The organism is Saccharothrix sp. NRRL B-16314, assembly GCF_000716595.1.
Classification (GTDB): Bacteria; Actinomycetota; Actinomycetes; order Mycobacteriales; family Pseudonocardiaceae; genus Actinosynnema.
Genome location: NZ_JNXC01000004.1, coordinates 49,417 through 67,187, shown reverse-complemented (window position 1 = coordinate 67,187; position 17,771 = coordinate 49,417). Strand labels below are relative to the sequence as shown.

Annotated in this window: 16 protein-coding genes; 9 read left to right on the top strand and 7 right to left on the bottom strand. The window is 69.8% G+C overall.

Annotated features, from left to right (window positions below; genetic code table 11):
• The first annotated feature begins 111 nt into the window (after window positions 1-111).
• Window positions 112-810 carry a sunset domain-containing protein gene (locus OQ02_RS40830; protein ID WP_051772118.1) on the top strand — a complete coding sequence of 233 codons (699 nt, stop codon included), beginning with the start codon at window positions 112-114 and terminating at the stop codon, window positions 808-810.
• A 274-nt stretch (window positions 811-1,084) separates the two neighbouring features.
• Here the strand turns inward: OQ02_RS40830 and OQ02_RS10125 are convergent, their stop codons facing one another.
• The gene (locus OQ02_RS10125; protein ID WP_063747043.1) at window positions 1,085-1,432 is read right to left on the bottom strand and encodes an STAS domain-containing protein; all 348 of its coding nucleotides are present in this window, start codon (window positions 1,430-1,432) and stop codon (window positions 1,085-1,087) included.
• A gap of 116 nt (window positions 1,433-1,548) precedes the next feature.
• Window positions 1,549-2,553, bottom strand: coding sequence for a C40 family peptidase (locus OQ02_RS10120; RefSeq protein WP_033438085.1), 1,005 nt, complete (start codon window positions 2,551-2,553; stop codon window positions 1,549-1,551).
• A 349-nt stretch (window positions 2,554-2,902) separates the two neighbouring features.
• Between OQ02_RS10120 and OQ02_RS10115 the strand changes: the two genes are divergently transcribed.
• Window positions 2,903-4,093 (top strand): lytic polysaccharide monooxygenase, encoded by a 1,191-nt coding sequence (locus tag OQ02_RS10115; protein ID WP_231499951.1) that lies wholly within the window; start codon window positions 2,903-2,905, stop codon window positions 4,091-4,093.
• The gene (locus OQ02_RS10110) at window positions 4,078-4,638 is read left to right on the top strand and encodes a hypothetical protein (protein WP_033438083.1); all 561 of its coding nucleotides are present in this window, start codon (window positions 4,078-4,080) and stop codon (window positions 4,636-4,638) included. Before OQ02_RS10115 ends, OQ02_RS10110 begins: the two co-directional genes overlap by 16 nt.
• Window positions 4,639-4,646: 8 nt before the next feature.
• Here OQ02_RS10110 and OQ02_RS10105 read toward each other — a convergent pair whose 3' ends face one another.
• The 4 genes from OQ02_RS10105 to OQ02_RS10090 form a co-directional block, all read right to left on the bottom strand.
• Window positions 4,647-5,690, bottom strand: a complete 1,044-nt coding sequence (locus OQ02_RS10105) for a LacI family DNA-binding transcriptional regulator (RefSeq protein WP_033438082.1) — start codon at window positions 5,688-5,690, stop codon at window positions 4,647-4,649.
• 225 nt (window positions 5,691-5,915) lie between these two features.
• Window positions 5,916-6,734: a carbohydrate ABC transporter permease gene (locus tag OQ02_RS10100; RefSeq protein WP_033438081.1), complete on the bottom strand. Its 819-nt coding sequence runs from the start codon at window positions 6,732-6,734 to the stop codon at window positions 5,916-5,918.
• A complete protein-coding gene (locus OQ02_RS10095; protein ID WP_033438080.1) occupies window positions 6,731-7,585 on the bottom strand; it encodes a carbohydrate ABC transporter permease in 855 nt (284 codons plus the stop codon). Before OQ02_RS10095 ends, OQ02_RS10100 begins: the two co-directional genes overlap by 4 nt.
• A complete protein-coding gene (locus OQ02_RS10090) occupies window positions 7,585-8,880 on the bottom strand; it encodes an extracellular solute-binding protein (RefSeq protein ID WP_063747039.1) in 1,296 nt (431 codons plus the stop codon). Before OQ02_RS10090 ends, OQ02_RS10095 begins: the two co-directional genes overlap by 1 nt.
• A gap of 194 nt (window positions 8,881-9,074) precedes the next feature.
• Between OQ02_RS10090 and OQ02_RS10085 the strand changes: the two genes are divergently transcribed.
• From OQ02_RS10085 to OQ02_RS43645, 3 genes are read left to right on the top strand one after another with little or no spacing between them, the layout of a single operon-like run.
• Window positions 9,075-10,064: a LacI family DNA-binding transcriptional regulator gene (locus tag OQ02_RS10085; RefSeq protein ID WP_033438078.1), complete on the top strand. Its 990-nt coding sequence runs from the start codon at window positions 9,075-9,077 to the stop codon at window positions 10,062-10,064.
• Window positions 10,058-12,379, top strand: coding sequence for a glycoside hydrolase family 3 N-terminal domain-containing protein (locus OQ02_RS10080; RefSeq protein ID WP_051772116.1), 2,322 nt, complete (start codon window positions 10,058-10,060; stop codon window positions 12,377-12,379). The genes OQ02_RS10085 and OQ02_RS10080 overlap by 7 nt, the downstream gene beginning before the upstream one ends.
• The gene (locus OQ02_RS43645) at window positions 12,376-12,525 is read left to right on the top strand and encodes a hypothetical protein (RefSeq protein ID WP_156076959.1); all 150 of its coding nucleotides are present in this window, start codon (window positions 12,376-12,378) and stop codon (window positions 12,523-12,525) included. The genes OQ02_RS10080 and OQ02_RS43645 overlap by 4 nt, the downstream gene beginning before the upstream one ends.
• A gap of 57 nt (window positions 12,526-12,582) precedes the next feature.
• Here the strand turns inward: OQ02_RS43645 and OQ02_RS10075 are convergent, their stop codons facing one another.
• The gene (locus OQ02_RS10075) at window positions 12,583-13,551 is read right to left on the bottom strand and encodes an acetylxylan esterase (protein ID WP_033438077.1); all 969 of its coding nucleotides are present in this window, start codon (window positions 13,549-13,551) and stop codon (window positions 12,583-12,585) included.
• 104 nt (window positions 13,552-13,655) lie between these two features.
• On the opposite strand from OQ02_RS10075, the gene OQ02_RS10070 reads away from it, so the two are divergent.
• From OQ02_RS10070 to OQ02_RS10060, 3 genes are all read left to right on the top strand, one after another.
• Window positions 13,656-14,675: a LacI family DNA-binding transcriptional regulator gene (locus tag OQ02_RS10070; RefSeq protein WP_033438076.1), complete on the top strand. Its 1,020-nt coding sequence runs from the start codon at window positions 13,656-13,658 to the stop codon at window positions 14,673-14,675.
• A gap of 313 nt (window positions 14,676-14,988) precedes the next feature.
• Window positions 14,989-16,608, top strand: coding sequence for a cellulase family glycosylhydrolase (locus OQ02_RS10065; protein WP_033438075.1), 1,620 nt, complete (start codon window positions 14,989-14,991; stop codon window positions 16,606-16,608).
• Between the two features lie 9 nt (window positions 16,609-16,617).
• Window positions 16,618-17,727, top strand: coding sequence for a cellulose binding domain-containing protein (locus OQ02_RS10060; protein ID WP_051772114.1), 1,110 nt, complete (start codon window positions 16,618-16,620; stop codon window positions 17,725-17,727).
• The last annotated feature ends 44 nt before the right edge of the window (window positions 17,728-17,771 follow it).

Genomic DNA, 17,771 nt, shown 5'->3' with positions numbered 1-17,771 from the left:
AGTCTGTGGTCCCCGACACGGTGAACATTCGGCCGATGGGTCGCACGCGGCTCGTCGGCATGCGCCAGTCGGCGTCCTGTTCCGCTCGCAGTGGCCGTATAGGAGTTTGCAGTGTCCTGGTTGATCACTCTCGTCCTGTGCGTGGTGGCGTTCGTGGCCGGCGCGGCGTTCACGCGGCTGCGCCACAAGGGCGCGGCGCGCGCCCTTGCCGACCGCCCGGCAACCGACACCAAGCCGGCAACCGAGCCCAAGCCGGCAACCGCCGCTGTCGTACTCCCGGAGCAGGCGTCGGCACCGGAGCCCACCCCCGCGGCGGTCGTCTCCGAGGAAACCGCACCGGCCCCGGCGGATGAGCCAGTCGTGACCGAGCCTGTCGTGACCGAGCCCGAGGTGACCGAGCCCGAGGTTGTCGAGCCTGCGGTCGCCGAAGTGGTTGCCGAGCCTGCTGTTGTCGAGCCTGCGGTTGTCGCGGAGCCCGAGGTGGTCGTGGAGCCGGCGGCTGCCCCCGAGCCGGAAGCCGTTGAGCCTGAAGTTCTTGAGCCGGAAGCCGTTGAGCCGGCCGCTGTCGAACCGGAAGCTGTCGAAGCCCCGGCCGTTCCTGCCGTCGTGTCGGTCGAGTCGGTCGAGTCGGTTGACGACGAGGAGATCGAGGTCAAGGCGAACTCCAAGTCGATGATCTTCCACACCCCCGACTCGCCGTACTACAAGCGCATGAAGGGCGACGTCACGTTCCGCTCGGTCGCCGAGGCGGAGCGCGCCGGCTACACCCAGTGGACCCCGAAGGCCAAGGTCGGCACCGCCGCCCGGTAACTCCCGGCTCGGGCTGTGCGACTGCGCCGGACCGCGCGATGACGTGGGCCGGTGCAGTCCGGCACCTTCGGCCACCCGGCCGACCAGACCGAAGAGGAGCCCGCCACCCCGGCGGGTCTCCTCGACCTGACCACTTGCCGAGAGCTTCGAGCGCACGACGCCCGGACCCGCCCGAGAACCTGAAGGCGCACTCGGCTGCTACCCGGCAGCCGGGGCATCACGATCGTCGACTCGCCCAGCGGTCCAGGCGGCAGCGGTCCAGGCGGCGGCCCGCTCAGCTCGCCTCGTCCACCGCTCCCACGATGGTGAAGTGCCGGGTCATGTCGGTGACCTCGAGCGGGCGGAGGACCGCCTGCGTGTTCGCCACCAGCCGCAGCTTCGCGCCCGACTCCGCGCACGCGGCGTCCAGCGAGATCAGCAGGTTGATGCCGGTCGAACCGAGGAACGTGACGCCGGACAGGTCGAGGACCAGCGTCCCCACCTCGTCGCCGAGCCTGCGCTGCACGAACTCCTCGACCACCGGGACCGTCGCCATGTCCAGCTCGCCGACCACCCCGACTACCGCAACACCCACTGCCACGTCGCGCGCGGTGAGCGCGACGGTGTCGGCGAAATCGTCCATGTCCACCCCTGGGTGCGGTCGGCAGGATGCGGCTGGCTGCTCAACCGCGCCAAGCCTAGTCCCAGGGGAACGCGCGGCGCCTGCCCGAGCAGTTCCCCGCGCCGCTCGTGGGGGTATCAGCCGACCACGCGCCGGATGACGCTGATCGGTCCGATGGAGTCGATGTCCTGGACCTTGACCGGCACGCCCTCGGTGGACGCGTGCACGGCGCGGATGCCGTCGATCGCCATCGACACGTGCGTCTGGCCGGAGTAGTAGATGACCAGGTCGCCGGCGCGCACGTCGTTGCGCGACACGGATCGCCCGATCGTGGCCTGGCCATAGGTGGTGCGGGGGATGGTGATGCCGGCCGAGCGGTACGCCGCCTGCATCAGGCTGGAGCAGTCCCACGTGTTGGGGCCGTTCGAGCCGTACACGTAGTCCTTGCCGCGTTGCGCCAACGCGAACGCCAACGCCTGACCGGCCTGGCCCGCCGGCACCGGGATGGCGCTCATGTCACCGGCGTTGTTCAACGCCGACCGCTCGGCCGCGCTCAGCGAGCGGTAGGCGTTGCGGGCGTCGGTGATCTGACCGTCCAGGGCGATCTTCCGCTGGTCGATGTCGATGATCGCCTGGTTCGCCGCGTCGGCCGCGTCGGTCGCGCGGTGCGCCGCGTCGTTCGCCAGGTCCACCGCGTCGGACAGCCCCTGCAACGCCTCCGCGTTGCCGCCCGCGAGGACGCCGAGCGCGCTCATGCGGTTGAGGAAGTCCTGCTGCGAATCGCTGACGAGGAGGGCGGAAAGCTGGTTGAACCGGGCGCCTTCGAAGGAAGCCTCGGTGAGGAGGTCGACCTGGCCGCGCAGCGCTTCCTGGGACTGCTGGGCGGCGGCGAGGTCGCGGTTCGCCTGGTCGAGCGCGCCCTGCGCGTTGCCGAGGGCTTCCTGCGCGCGGAGGTGCTCCTCGTTCAGCGCCTCGGCCTGCATGGAGAGCTCGTTGTACTTCTTCAACGCCTCGGAGGCGTTGGGCGGCAGCACGGGGTCGGCTGCGGCGTGGTGGAACGGCATGGTGGCGCCGACCAGCGCGGTGACGGCGGTGGCCGTCAGGGCGGCTCGGACGGTGCGCAGAGCAGGGTTCGACGCCACGGTCGCGCGATCCTCCTTGAAGCCGGGTGGGGTGCCCCGAACGGGTCACGCCCGCTGAGGTCTCGGACAGGTTACGGAACCGAGGTCCACTAGTCCATCAGGGGTCCGGTAACCCGCGCTTCGACCAGCGGGCGGCCACCAGTTGAAACGGATCGTTGACGTGGCGTCACCAGTAATGCGATCGTAATTCTGGGAGCGCTCCCAGGCAGACCGTTCACAGATCACCGTCGATCTGAAGGAGATGTCCGTGCGACTTAAGCGCTTAGGGGCGTTGGCCGTTGCCGCGCTCGGTATCGTCGGTGTGACCAGCGTGTTCGTCCAGAGCGGCGTAGCGGTGGCACATGGTTCGATGACCTACCCCCCGAGCCGCACCTACGCCTGCTACGAAGACGGCAGGATCGGCGGCGGCGGTGGCGACCTGAACCCGACGAACCCGGCGTGCGTCGCCGCGGTGCAGATCGGCGGGAAGCAGCCGCTGTGGGACTGGTACGGCAACCTCATCAGCCTGGCGGGCGGCCGGCACCGCGAGATCATCGCGGACGGCGACCTCTGCGGGCCGACCACCAAGTACGACGCCTACAACCTGGCCCGCAACGACTGGCCGGTGACCACCCTGCGGGCCGGCGCGGCGATCAACTTCAAGTACAACGCGTGGGCGCCGCACCCCGGCACCTGGGACCAGTACGTCACGCGGGACGGCTTCGACGTCACGCAGCCGTTGAAGTGGTCGGACCTGGAGCCCGCGCCGTTCGACAGCATCACCAACCCGGTCGCGGTCGGTGGCGAGTACTCGTGGAACGGCACCCTGCCGAACAAGTCCGGCCGCCACATCATCTACTCGATCTGGCAGCGCAACGACAGCCCCGAGGCGTTCTACAGCTGCTCGGACGTGAACTTCACCGGTGGCTCGGACGGCGGTGACAGGACCGCGCCGACCGCTCCGGGCACGCCCACCGGCACGGCCTCGTCCACCTCGGTGGCGTTGAGCTGGCCGGCGGCGACGGACAACGTGGCCGTCAGCGGCTACACGGTGTACCGCGAGGCGGGCACCACCGACGTCTCGGTCGCGACCACCACCGGCACCTCGGCCACCGTCACCGGCCTCACCGCGAGCACCGCGTACCAGTTCTACGTGGTGGCGCGGGACGCGGCGGGCAACACCTCGCCGCCGTCCTCCGCGGTGTCCGTGACGACCACCTCCGGTGGCGGCACGACGCCCGGCGCGTGCTCGGTGACGTACAGCGTGCCCAGCGCGTGGTCCGGCGGCTTCACCGCGAACGTGTCGGTGAAGAACACCGGCACGAGCGCGGTCAACGCGTGGCAGCTGGTCTGGGACCTCCCGGCGGGCCAGGGCATCACCCAGGCCTGGTCGGCGGACGTCACGGTGGCGGCGGGCACGGCCACCGCGAAGGGCGCCAGCTGGAACCAGAACCTCCAGCCGGGTCAGACGGTGAGCTTCGGGTTCAACGGTTCGGCGCAGGGGACGCCGACGAACCCGACCGCGTTCACCCTCAACGGCGCTTCGTGCGCCACGGCCTGATGTTCGGCCGATGCGCGGCCCTGGTCGCGCTCCTGGTCGGGTCGGTCGCCTGTTCCTCGGCGACCGGCTCCACCGGCCTGGCGGCCAACGCGCTGGGCCCGCCCCTCGCCACCTCGTCCGAGGTGGGGGAGTGGGTGCAGGAGAAGACCGGGCAGTGCGACGAAGTCGTGCCGCGGACGATGGAGGAGTTCTCCGAGTTCGTCGGCCCGCTCCGGGCGAAGCTCTACGCGCCGTACGTGGCGGAGTGGGCGACGTGCGAGGCGGGTCCGTACGAACGGCTCGGGCTGGTGGTGTTCCAGCGCGAGAAGCTGGCCGACTTCCAGCACGCGTGGCAGGCGGCCCTCACCAGCGGCGAGGTCTCGGACAACCCGGACTTCGGCTTCGGCAACGGCTTCGCGTTGAGCGGCACGCTCGGCCTGGAGCTGTTGGGGCTGCACGACCTGCGTTGCACACCGGTGCTGCCTGGCGACCAACTAGGACACACCGTGCCCGCTGAGGCACAGGGGTGCATCTACGCGCAGAAGCCAGGCGGTCACCACCACTAGGCGGCTCGTCAGCGCGGCGCGGCGGTGCTCTGACGCACCACCAGCGTGGTGGCAAGCTCGATTCGGCGGTGTTCGGGCTCTTCACCACGTGCCAGCGTGATGGCGAGACGGGTGCCCGCCGCGGCCATGTCCTGCAGCGGCTGCCGGACTGTGGTCAGCGGCGGGCCCACCCATTGCGCCACCGGGAGGTCGTCGAAGCCGATGACGCTCAGGTCTTCCGGGATGCGCAGGCCGGCCGCGCGTGCCGCCTCGTAGACGCCGAGGGCCTGGAGGTCCGAGCCGGCGAACACGGCGGTGGGCGGGTCCGCGAGGTCGAGCAGCGGTGCGAACTGTGCGCGGCCGGACTCCACGTGGAAGTCGCCGTAGCGCACCAGGGCCGGGTCGTAGTCCAGGCCCGCCGTCTCCAACGCGGCCCGGTAGCCGTCGACCCGGGCGCGGCTGCACAGCACCCGCTCCGGCCCGCCGATCATGGCGATGCGGCGGTGGCCCAGTTCGATCAGGTGGCGGGTGGCGGTCAGGCCGCCGTTCCAGTTGGTGGCCCCTATGGACGGCGTCTCCAGCTGGGGTTCGCCGATCGGGTCGACCACGACGACCGGGATGTCCCGCGCGCGGAGCTTCGCCAGCTGCGAGGACGTGAGGTCGGAGAAGACGGAGATCACGGCCAGGGGCTTGCGCGCGATGACGCCTTCGAGCCAGCCGTGACCGGGGGTGAGCCGGCCCTGTGATTCGGACAGCACCAGGGCCAGGCCCTGCTCGGCGGCGACCTGCTCGGCGCCGCGGATGATCTCCAGCGCCCAGGCGCTCTCCAGCTCGTGGAACATCAGTTCCACCAGGTTGGAGCGCTTCGACCGCTCGTCCGCCCGACGCTGGTAGCCGTGCCGTCGAATGATCGCCTCGACCCGTTCCCGGGTGTGCGGAGCGACGTCCGCGCGACCGTTCATCACCTTCGAAACAGTCGGAACCGAAACCCCTGCCTCGGCCGCGATGGCGGCAATGGTGATCTTACCTGAGGCGGTGCCATCCGAGGGTGACGGGTCGGCTTTGGTCGGCATGGGGGCAGTCTACGACAGCCCTGCCCAGTTCCGGCTGCCTGACGCGGTGCCGGGTCGATGGGGTCTTGGTCACTTGGTGGTTCGTTAACCCGATCGAAACAGTCGATGTCTAGATCGAAAATGTCGAACGTCCACCCATTGAGACGCTGGACAAGCCCCAGATTATCGGAAAAGGGAAAGGCTCGGGCCCGTGGGAGAGTACGGGCCCGAGCCTTGAGCGGGGTGCTACTTGCCGAAACCGGCCGTGAGGCCGCTGAGCAGGAACCGCCGCCCGATCAGGTACACCGCGAAGATCGGCAGCACGGACAGGGTCACCGCCGCGAGCAGCGCGGGCACGTTGGTGCCGAACTGCCCCTGGAAGTCCCAGAGCCCGAGGGTGAGCACCCGCGAAGACTCCGACTGGGTGAGCACCAGGGGGAAGAGGAACCCGTTCCACGCGTTGAGCGACGTGTAGACGACCACCGTCATGATCGCGGGCCTGGCCAACGGCAGGACCAGCGACACCAGCACGCGCAGCGGGCCGGCGCCGTCGATCGACTGCGCCTCGTACAGCTCGCGCGGCACGTCACGCAGGCTGTTGGTCAGCACCAGCATCGCCACCGGCAGCGCGAACGCCGCCGTCGGCAGGATGATCGCGGTGAGGGTGTCGTACAGCTGCATCCTGGTGATCATCAGGTAGACCGGGATGATCGTGGCCTGCGCGGGGATCGCCAGACCCATGAGGATCAGGGTGAACCCGCGCTGCACGAACTGGCCCGTGTTCCGGACCACCGCGTAGGCGGCCGGCACCGCGACGAGCACCACGATGCCCACCGTCGCGACCGTCACGATCACGTTGTTGAGCAGGTACTGGCCGAAGCCGCCGGTCAGCACGGTGACGTAGTTGTCCAGCGTCAACGCGTCCGGCAGTTCCCACGCGCCCTTGCCCAGGTACTCGCTGCGGGTCCGCAGCGACACCGTGACCAGGTAGATCAGCGGTCCGAGGATGAAAGCCAGCCACACCAGGGCGAACAGCCCGGCGGGCCAGTTGGGACGAGACTTCACGACCCCTCCTGCTGGCTGCTCATCGAGCGGAACCCGCTCCACCGCATGACCGCGATCGACAGCGCGGTGCCGAGCACGACCAGCACGACCGCGATCGCGCTCGCGTAGCCCATCTCGAACCCGCTGAAGCCGGTGATGTACATGTGCAGCGGCAGGATGCGGGTCGCGGTGCCCGGTCCGCCGTTGGTCAGGATCAGCACGGTGTCGAACGTGGTCAGCGAGCCGACCAGCATCAGGACCGACGACGTGACGATCGTGTAGCGCAACTGCGGCAACGTGATGTGCAGGAACTTCCCGACCCGGGTGGCACCGTCGAGCGTCGCCGCCTCGTAGAGCGACGGCGGCACCGCCCGCGCCGCACCCTGGTAGAGCAGGGTGTGGAACGGAATGAACTGCCAGGAGATCACGAGCACCACCGTGTAGAGCGCGATGTCCGGGTCGCCCAGGAACAGCGGGCCACCCACGAACGCGCCGAAGTTCGGCTCCAGCAGCGCCTGCCACAGGAGTGCGATGGCAGCCGTGGACAGCAGCAGCGGGAGGAAGAAGATCGAGCTGAGCACTGCCCTCGACCGCTGCTTGCCGGCCGCCCAGACCCCGACCAGCAGAGCGATCGGGGTCTGGACGAGCCACGACATGACCATCAGCAACAGGGTCCGCCACACCGAGGCGCGAGCCTCGGAGTCATCGAGCAACCGGGACCAGTTCTCGCCGCCGTTGAGCTGCGGCGTGCCCAGACCGTCCCAAGCGGTGAAGCTCAGGTAGATCACCAGGATCATGGGCAACGCGGCGAACAGGGCGAAGAACGCGAACGCCGGCACGGCATACCAGGCCGAAGGCCGCTGGGACGACATCAGCGCGCGGCCACCGCGTCGACGAACTGCTGCGGCGAGACCTTGCCCAGGAAGAACTCCTGGAGCTGGGTCAGCATGAACGTGGCCTTGTCGGCCGGGAGGTCCTGGTCCCAGGACAGCTGGAAGTTCTTCGAGTCCAGCACCATCTTGTAGATGTCGGACGCGTAGTCCGGGTGCGCGGACTTCTTCAGCTTCTCCTCGGCGCCCACCACCGGCGGGACGTCACCGGCCTCGATCAGTGCCTCGATGTAGGAGTCCTCGTGGAGCGTGGTCGTGACGAACTTCTTCGCCGCGTCCAGGTTCTTCGAGTCCGCCGTGGCGGAGTAGAAGTTGCTCACGTTGCCGACCAGGTTGGACGGGTCGCCCTTGCCACCGGGGATCGACGGGAACTCGATCCAGCCCAGGTCGCCGTTCTTCACGAAGTCCGGGCTCTGGTCGAGCTGGTTGGTGTACTCCCACGAACCCATGAGGTGCATGGCGGCCTTGCCCTGGGCGAGGATCGTCGACGCGCCACCGGCGTCGTAGCCCACGGACGCGAACGCGTTGCCGAAGCCACCGCGGTCGATGAGCTCCTTGAGCTTGGACATGGCCCCGACCACGGCCGGGTCCTTCCAGCCCTCGGGGCCCTTGTCCCGGATGTTCTTGAACACCTCGTGGCCCGCGAAGCGGTCGAGCACGTACTCGGCCCACATCAGCTCGGTCCACGCCTGAGTGCCGGCCAGGGCGATGGGCGTGATGCCCTTCGCCTTGAAGGTGTCGACCAGGGTGAGCAGCTCGTCCCACGTCTTCGGCGGCTGCGCGCCCGCCTCGGTGAAGACCTTCTTGTTGAAGAACAGCAGCACGGGCTGCATGCCCCGCATCGGGACGCCGTAGTTCTTGCCGTCGAGCTTCGCGCCGTCGAGCACGCTGGGGATGAACTTGTCCTTGGCGGCCTTGTTCTCGTCCAGCACGGCGGTCAGGTCGGCGACCTTGCCGGCGTCGACGTACTCCTTGAGGTTGCCACCACCCCAGTTGAAGAACAGGTCGGGGGCCTGGGGTGAGCCGATGGCCACCCGCAGCCGCTGCTTGTAGGGGTCGTTGCCGAACGTCTCAAGCGAGGCGTTGCCGCCGCCCGCCTTGAACGAGTCGATCGACTTCTGCTCGATCTTGTTGAGAACCGGGTCCTCGAGGGCCCAGATCTTCAGGGCTCCGCCGCTGGTCTCGCCCGGACCGGACGTACCACACGCGGACACCACTGCTGTCACGGCGACGAGCCCCATCGCGATGAGGGGACGCACCCATGAACGGCGGGACATGCGACCGCCACCCTTCTGCCACGCTGCGGAATTGACTCGTGGCATCGAAACATTTCGAAACATCCACGACTTGCGCAGACCCTAGGCCCGTGTCCAATCGGTGTCAAGCATCACCTACTCACGCGTCTCAGTGACGTTTCTGCACGTCAGATGGTCACTCTTGTGTTTCGATCGAGTTTCGATACTATCGGCCCATGCGTCGAGCCACGTTGGCCACGATTGCCGCAGCAGCGGGGGTGTCTCTCCCGACGGTGTCCAAAGTCCTGAACGGGAAGGACGACGTCGGCGCGGAGACACGGGCTCGTGTGCGGCAGTTGCTCGCCGAGTACGACTACGTGCCCGTGGGGTCCCGTCGGGCCTCCGGGCACCTGCTCGTGGACCTCGTGTTCACGGCTCTCGACAGCCCCTGGGCGGTGGAGATCATCCGCGGTGTCGTGGACACCGGACTGCACGTCGTGGTCTCGTCCACGGACAAACCCCGTCAGCACACCTCGTGGGCCGCGTCGCTGGTCGAGGCCAGGCGCGCGGGCGCGCTGCTGGTCACCTCCCAGTTGACCGCCGCCGACCGCCGCGTGCTGGCCAACTCGCGCATCCCGGTCGTGGTCATCGATCCGGTCGACCTGCCGCAGCCGAACGTGCCGAGCGTCGGCGCGACCAACTGGGCCGGCGGCCTCGCCGCCACCGAACACCTCATCAGACTGGGCCACCGCCGGGTCGGCGTCATCGGCGGACCGGCCGGGATGCTGTGCAGCCGGGCGCGGGTCGACGGCTACCGCGCCGCGCTGGACCGCGCGGGCATCGCGTTCAACCCCGAGCTGGTCAAGCACGGGGACTTCAAGCACGAGGGCGGGTTCCGCCGCGCGGCCGAGCTGCTGGCGCTGCCGGACCGGCCGACGGCGATCTTCGCGGGCAACGACGAGCAGGCGTTGGGCGTGATCGAGGCGGCCCGGATCATCGGGCTCTCCGTGCCGCACGACCTGAGCGTGGTCGGGTTCGACGACCTGCCGGTCGCGGTCTGGTCGTCCCCCGCCCTCACCACCGTGCGCCAGCCACTCACCGAGATGGGCCGCCACGCGGGCCGGATGCTCGCGGACCTCATCGCGGGCCGTCCCGTGGAGACGGAACGGGTGGAACTGGCCACCGAACTCGTCGTCCGATCGTCAACGAAGGAGCCGCCGTGCTGAACATCTGGGCCGATCCCGGAAAGCCGACCGGTGAGCGGGTCGCCGCCTTGCTGGCCGAGCTGACCCTGGAGGAGAAGCTGGCCCAGCTGGTCGGGGTGTGGGTGGGCGTGTCGGAGACCGACCAGGAGGTCGCTCCCGCCCAGCACGAGTTCGCCGAGCCGCTGCCGCCGTGGGACGAGCTGACCAAGCCGGGTCTGGGTCAGCTGACCCGCGTGTTCGGCACGGGTCCGGTCGACCCGCTGGTCGGCGCGAAGGTGCTGGCCGAGACGCAGCGCAAGCTGGTCGCGAACACCCGCTTCGGCATCCCCGCCATGGCGCACGAGGAATGCCTGGCCGGCTTCACCGCCTGGCAGGCCACCGTCTTCCCCATCCCCCTCGCGTGGGGCGCCTCGTTCGACCCGGTGACGGTCGAGCGGATGGCACGCGAGGTCGGTCTCGTGATGCGCGACGTCGGCGTCCACCAGGGGTTGGCGCCGGTGCTGGACGTGTCGCGCGACCCGCGGTGGGGTCGCACCGAGGAGACCATCGGCGAGGACCCGTACCTCGTGGGCCTCGTCGGTGCGGCGTACACCAAGGGCCTGGAGTCCAGCGGGATCGTCGCGACCCTGAAGCACTTCGCGGGCTACTCGGCCTCGCGCGGCGGGCGCAACCACGCGCCGGTGCACATGGGGCCGCGCGAGTTCGCCGACGTGGTGCTGCCGCCGTTCGAGATGGCGCTGCGGCTGGGCGGCGCCCGGTCCGTCATGAACTCCTACGCCGAGATCGACGGCGTGCCGCCGGCGTCCGACTCGGCGCTGCTCACCGACCTGTTGCGGGACGAGTGGGGCTTCGACGGCGTGGTGGTCGCCGACTACTTCGCGGTGTCGTTCCTGGAGACGGCGCACGCCATCGCCGGCTCGCCGGGAGAGGCCGCCGCGCTGGCGCTGGCCGCCGGCATCGACGTGGAACTGCCCAGCGTGCGCTGCTACGGCGAACCGCTCGCGGAGCTGGTGCGGTCCGGTCAAGTGGACGAGGCGCTGGTGGACCGCGCGGTGGTCCGCGTGTTGACGCAGAAGTGCGAGCTCGGCCTGCTCGACGAGGGCTGGTCGCCCGAGTCGCCCGCCGTGCTGCGCGACGAGCCGGTCGACCTCGACCCGCCGGCGCTGCGCGACCTGGCCCGCACCATGGCCGAGCGCTCGGTGGTGCTGCTGGACAACGCCGCCGACCTGCTCCCGCTGCGAGACACCGGCAAGCTCGCCGTGGTCGGACCGTGCGCGGACGACCTGCTGGCGCTGATGGGTTGCTACGCGTTCCCGAACCACGTGGGCGTGCAGCACCCGGACGTGCCGCTCGGCGTCGACATGGACACCATGCTCCAGGCCGTCCGCAAGGAGTTCCCGGCCGCGGCGGTCACCACCGCCAAGGGCTGCGAGGTCGACGGCGACGACCGGTCGGGCATCGAGGACGCCGTCGCGGTGGCCCGTGACGCCGACGTGGTGCTTGCCGTGCTCGGCGACCGGGCCGGGCTGTTCGGCCGCGGCACGTCCGGCGAGGGCTGCGACGCCGAGGACCTCACCCTGCCGGGCGTGCAGGGCGCGCTGCTGGAGGAGTTGCTGGCGCTGGACGTGCCGGTCGTGCTCGTGCTGCTGGCCGGCCGCCCGTACGCGCTCGGCTCCTACTCGCCCGCCGCCGTGGTGCAGGCGTTCTTCCCCGGTGAGGAAGGCGCGGGCGCGGTCGCGGGCGTGCTCAGCGGTCGCGTCAACCCGTCCGGCAAGCTGCCCGTGCAGGTCCCGCGCGGTTCCGGCGGCCAGCCGACCACCTACCTGCACCCGCCGCTCGGCGGTCCGGGCGGGGTCAGCTCGGTCGACCCGTCGCCCGCGTTCCCGTTCGGGCACGGCCTGTCCTACACCTCGTTCGAGCTGTCCGACTTCACCGCGGGCGAGGAGTTCCCGTCCGACGGCGAGGTCGAGGTGTCGTGCCTGGTGCGCAACACCGGTGACCGGGCCGGCGCCGAGGTCGTCCAGCTCTACCTGAACGACCCGGTCGCCGGCGTCACCCGGCCGGTGCGCCAGCTCGTCGGTTTCGCGCGGGTCGACCTGGAGCCGGGCGAGGCCGCCGAGGTGTCGTTCCGGGTGCACGCCGACCGCACCTCGTTCACCGGCCGCGACGGCCGCCGCGTGGTCGAGACCGGCGAGATCGTGTTCCAGGTCGGCTGCTCCAGCACGGACATCCGCTGGAAGCAGTCCGTCCGGCTCACCGGCGAGACCAGGGTCGTCGGCTACGACCGCGTGCTGGTCACCCCCGTGAGCGTGACGCCTCGGGCCGAGGCCCGTTGATCGACGGACTGGTCGAGCTCGCCGAGCTCGACCAGTCCAACGAGCACTTCATCGACCGCCCCGCGGCGGTCCACAAGCTGGTCGTGGACGCAGGAGTCCTCGGGTCGAGCTACCCGAGGCCCCGGATGAGCCGCCGAGTCCACTGACCGGGCAGGGTCGTGAGGGGGCTATGGCGGTGGTCCCCTCACGACCCGCCTTTCCCGCTAGAGGTTCGCGTGCAGGTGGCGGAGCTTGCGCTCGTCGTGCACCCGCGGCGTGGTGTGGCCGCTGAACGGGAACACCGCCATCTCCTTCGGCGCGGTGATCTCGTTGTAGGCCGCGTACACAGTGGACGGTGGGCACACTTCATCCATCAGGCCCACGCTCAGCAGCGAGGTCGCGGTGATCCTGCGCGACAGCAGTGCGCCGTCCACGTACCGCAGGGTGTCCAGCGCGGCCGGGATCAGGTCGACGTGCTGCGCCAGGAACTTGGAGATCTCCGAGTACGGCTCCGCGTCGGTGATCGTGATCGCCCGCTGGAAGTCGCACAGGAACGGGACGTCGGCGTGGCACACCTTCACGGCCTCGCCGGTGAGCGCGGCGGCGGCCAGCGCCAACCCGCCGCCCTGACTGCCGCCGGACACCGCGATCCTGGTCTCGTCCACGCCGTCCAGCGAGGCGGCCACCTCCACGGCGCGTGCCGCGTCCACCATGAGGCGCGTGACGTAGTAGGTCTCGGGCGTCGCGATTCCGCGCGTCATCACGCCGGGGTGCTCGGGGCCGGCGAACCCGGAGTCCGGGGTGGCGCCGAGCGTCCAGCGCCCGCCCTGGCCGCGGGTGTCCATCACGAACACCGCGTACCCGGCGGCGGGGAGCAACGTGTGCTCGGACGGCAGCCCACGCCCGCCGCCGTAGCCGATGAAGCAGACGACGGTCGGCAGCGACTGCACGCCGGAACCGGCCGGGCGGACGTACCACCCGCGAACCCGGTCGCCGCCGTAGCCGGAGAACTCGACGTCCCACACCGAGAGCGGCCCGTAGGCGTCCGCCGCGTACGGCGTCAACACCGGCGGCAGCGCGCCGGCGCGGGCCTCCTCCAGCCGTGACTTCCACCAGAGGTCGAGGTTCTCCGGCTCGGTGGTCTCGGTCCGGTACAGCGCGAGCTCCCGCTCGGAGAGGTCGAACCAGGGCACGGCGGTCCCCTTTCACGTGATCCATTAAGCGCTTAACCACCCTACCGGGCGTGATGGTCGGAACAGCGGTCTAAACTCGTTGATCACCGACCGAGGAGGCGCGGGTGGTAGCCAAGCGTCCGACCATCTCGGACATCGCCAAGGCCGCGGGCGTGTCCACCGGCGCGGTGTCCTACGCGCTGAACAACCGGCCGGGCGTCTCGGAACCGACCCGCCGTCGGATCATGGAGATCGCGGACCGGCTCGGGTGGGTGCCCAGCAGCGCCGCCCGTTCGCTGAGCGACGGTCGTGCGAACGCGATCGGGCTGGTGGTGGACCGGCCGGCGCGGGTGATCGGCGTCGAGCCGTACTTCATGCAGCTCATCTCGGGCATCCAGGGCGCGTTGGCAGGTGGGCCGACGTCGTTGCTGCTGCAGGTGACGGACAACGCGGAGGCCGAGCTGGCGGCGTACCGGCGGTGGTGGGGCGAGCGCCGGGTGGACGGCGTGCTGCTGGTCGACCTGGTCCAGAACGATCCGCGGGTGGAGCTCGTGCGCGAACTCCGCCTGCCTGCCGTGGTGCTGGGCGAACCCGTCGTGCCGGACCTGCCGTGCGTGTGGACCGACGACGAGATGGCCGTGGCGGAGGTGTTGGAGTACCTGGTCGCCCTGGGGCACCGCCGGGTCGTCAGGGTGGCCGGGCCGACGAAGTTCGTGCACACCCAGACCCGTTCGCGCGCGTTCACGGAGGCCGCCGCCCGGCTCGGCCTGACCGAGGCCCGCGTGGTGCACGCCGACTACTCCGACGAGGCCGCCGCCCGCGTCACCCGGCGGGTGCTGACCGGCGGCACGCCCCCGACGGCGCTGGTGTTCGACAACGACGTGATGGCCGTGTCGGCTTTGGGCGTGGCGCACGAACTGGGCCTGACCGTTCCCGATCAGCTCTCCTTGGTGGCGTGGGACGACTCCGCCCTCTGCCGCCTCGTCCGCCCGGCCCTCTCGGCGGTCCGCCGCCCCATCGCCGAACGAGGTGCCGCCGCCGTCCGCCTGCTCCTGGACGTCATCGGCGGCGCACCCGCCGAACAGGTCAAGACCTCGGACCCGGAACTCGTACCCCGCTCCAGCACCGCCCACCCCCCAGCGTGAGTCCTACGTTCAGAACCCGTGAGTCCTACGTTCCCGTACCCCGAGTTCAACGCTCAGAACGGCCCGAGCCGGCCGACCCTGTTCTGAGCGTTGAATTCGGGGGTTCCGAACGTAGGACTCACGCGTTCTGAAGGGACGACACACGCGACGCGAACGTAGGACTCACGCGGGGGTGGTGGGTGGGGGTGGTTGACAGTGGGTGACGGCGTTGACACTTAAGCGGTTAAGTGCTTTGGTGTGGGATGCCTGCCGCAGGTAGGCGCGCTGCCCTGCGCTCGTTATGTCAACGTCGACAACAACGCGAGGTACATCCATGCGCAAGCGATTCGCCTTGGCCGGCGCCGCCATCGCCGCCTTGGTCCTGTCACTGCTGACCGTGGTGCCGGCGCAAGCCGCGGCCGGTTTCACGGTCGGCAACGGGCGTCTCCTGGACGCCAACGGCAACGACTTCGTCATGCGTGGCGTCAACCACGCGCACACCTGGTACGCCGACCGCACCACCCAAGCCCTCAAGGACATCAAGGCCACGGGTGCGAACACGGTCCGCGTCGTGCTCAGCTCGGGCGACCGGTGGACCCTCAACACCGCCGCCGACGTCACCAACGTCATCACGCAGTGCAAGGCCAACAAGCTGATCTGCGTGATGGAGGTGCACGACACCACCGGCTACCAGGAGCAGAGCGGCGCCGTCAGCCTGGCTCGCGCCGTCGAGTACTGGAAGAGCATCCAGAGCGCCATGGCCGGTCAGGAGAAGTACGTCATCCTGAACATCGGCAACGAGCCGTGGGGCAACACCGGCTACACCGGGTGGACCCAGGCGACCAAGGACGCCATCACGTCGCTGCGTTCGGCGGGCTTCCAGCACACGATCATGGTCGACGCGCCGAACTGGGGCCAGGACTGGGGTTACGCCATGCGTGACAACGCCGCCTCGGTGTTCGCCGCCGACCCGCAGAAGAACACCGTGTTCTCCATCCACATGTACGGCGTCTACAACACCGCCGCCAAGGTCAACGAGTACCTGAACTCGTTCGTCACGGCGAAGCTGCCGATCGTGGTCGGCGAGTTCGGCCACAACCACTCCGACGGAGACCCGGACGAGGACACGATCTTCGCCACCACCCAGTCGCTGAAGCTGGGCTACCTGGCGTGGTCGTGGTCGGGCAACGGCGGCGGCGTCGAGTACCTGGACATGGTCACCGGCTTCAACGCCGCGCAGCTGACGACCTGGGGCCAGCGCGCGGTCAACGGCGCGAACGGCATCAAAGCCACCTCGCGCGAGGCCAGCGTCTACGGCGGCGGCGACCCCGGCGACACCACCGCGCCGTCCACGCCCGGCACCCCGACCGCGTCCGGCGTCACGTCCACCGGCGTCACCCTGTCCTGGGCCGCGTCCACCGACAACGTCGGCGTGAGCGGCTACGACGTGGTGCGCGTGAACGGCACCACGGAGACCGCGGCGGCCAGTTCCGCCACGACCACCGCAACCATCACCGGCCTGTCGGCGAGCACGACGTACACGTTCGCGGTCTACGCGCGTGACGCGGCGGGCAACCGCTCCACCCGTTCCGGCACGGTCAACGTGACGACCCAGTCCGGCGGTGGCGGCACGGGTGGCTGCGCGGTCACCTACAAGGTCACCGGCCAGTGGCAGGCTGGCTTCCAGGGCGACGTCAAGATCGCGAACACCGGCACCACCGCGGTGAACGGCTGGACGCTGCGCTGGACGTGGGCCGGCGGCCAGACCGTCAGCCAGTCCTGGGGCGCCAGCACGAGCCAGTCCGCCGCCACGCTGAGCGCGACCAACGTGTCCTACACCGGCAACATCCCGGTGAACGGCTCGGTCAGCTTCGGCTTCATCGGCTCGTGGAACGGCACGAACCCGGTGCCGACCTCGTTCACCCTCAACGGCGCAAGCTGCGCCACCGCCTAGGAGCCGGAGATGTCGAGAAAAGCTGCTGTCACGGCACTCTTAGCCGCACTGGCCACGCTCGTCGGCCTCCTGGTCGCCGCACCGGGCCAGGCGGTCGAGGCCGCCGCGCCGACCCGGATCATGGCGCTCGGCGACTCGATCACCGGTTCGCCGGGCTGCTGGCGGGCGCTGCTGGACCGCGACCTGCGCAACGCCGGGCACACCGCCATCGACTTCGTCGGCACCCGGGCCGGTGACGGTTGCGGGTTCGCCTACGACGGCGAGAACGAGGGCCACGGCGGCGCGTTGGTCACGACGGTGGCCGACCAGAACCAGCTCGTGGGGTGGCTGGGCGCCACCAACCCGAACGTGGTGCTCATGCACTTCGGGACCAACGACGTGTGGAGCAACCGGTCGACCGCGACCATCCTGGCCGCGTACGGCAAGTTGGTCGACCAGATGCGCGCGAACAACGCGAGCATGAAGGTGGTCGTCGCCAAGATCATCCCGATGGAGGCGAGCGCCTGCGCCGAGTGCCCCCAGCGGGTGGTCGACCTGAACGCGGCGATCCCGGGTTGGGCGGCGGGCAAGTCCACCGCGCAGTCGCCGGTCACCGTGGTCGACCAGTGGGCCGGGTTCGCCACCGGGACCGACACCTACGACGGTGTGCACCCGAACGCGTCCGGTGATCGCAAGATCGCGGACAAGTGGTTCCCGGCCGTGGTGTCCGCGCTCGGCGGCACTACGCCCACCTCGACCACGACCTCGACCTCGACGACCACCACGACTACGTCCACTACTACTACGACGACGACCACGACCAGCACCGGGCCGGTCGAGTGCGGCGTCTCGCTCAGGATCGTCAACCAGTGGCCGGGCGGGTTCTCGGGTGAGATCGAGATCCGCAACGGCAACGCGACCGCGACCAGGGGCTGGCGGGTGCAGTTCGACCTGCGGGCCGGCATGGCCGTGACGCAGGGGTGGAACGGCACGTTCAGTCAGAGCGGTTCCACCGTGACGGTGGCCAACGTGTCCTGGAACGGCGCCATCCAGCCGCTGACCTCGATCAAGGTCGGGTTCAACGGCTCGGGTGACGCCAGCGGCTGGGTTCCGCCGAGGCCCCTCTGCTCGCTGACGTGACGGGTGCTCGCGGTTGTGCCCACTACCGGGCACAACCGCGAGCG

What these genes read in the sequence shown, in the direction of transcription:
- OQ02_RS10065 (WP_033438075.1), top strand. Translation starts at nt 14,989, where the DNA reads ATGCGCAAGCGATTCGCCTTGGCCGGCGCCGCCATCGCCGCCTTGGTC.
- OQ02_RS10115 (WP_231499951.1), top strand. Translation starts at nt 2,903, where the DNA reads ATGACCTACCCCCCGAGCCGCACCTACGCCTGCTACGAAGACGGCAGG.
- OQ02_RS10090 (WP_063747039.1), bottom strand. Translation starts at nt 8,880, where the DNA reads ATGTCCCGCCGTTCATGGGTGCGTCCCCTCATCGCGATGGGGCTCGTC.
- OQ02_RS10105 (WP_033438082.1), bottom strand. Translation starts at nt 5,690, where the DNA reads ATGCCGACCAAAGCCGACCCGTCACCCTCGGATGGCACCGCCTCAGGT.
- OQ02_RS10060 (WP_051772114.1), top strand. Translation starts at nt 16,618, where the DNA reads ATGTCGAGAAAAGCTGCTGTCACGGCACTCTTAGCCGCACTGGCCACG.
- OQ02_RS10125 (WP_063747043.1), bottom strand. Translation starts at nt 1,432, where the DNA reads ATGGACGATTTCGCCGACACCGTCGCGCTCACCGCGCGCGACGTGGCA.
- OQ02_RS10085 (WP_033438078.1), top strand. Translation starts at nt 9,075, where the DNA reads ATGCGTCGAGCCACGTTGGCCACGATTGCCGCAGCAGCGGGGGTGTCT.
- OQ02_RS10095 (WP_033438080.1), bottom strand. Translation starts at nt 7,585, where the DNA reads ATGTCGTCCCAGCGGCCTTCGGCCTGGTATGCCGTGCCGGCGTTCGCG.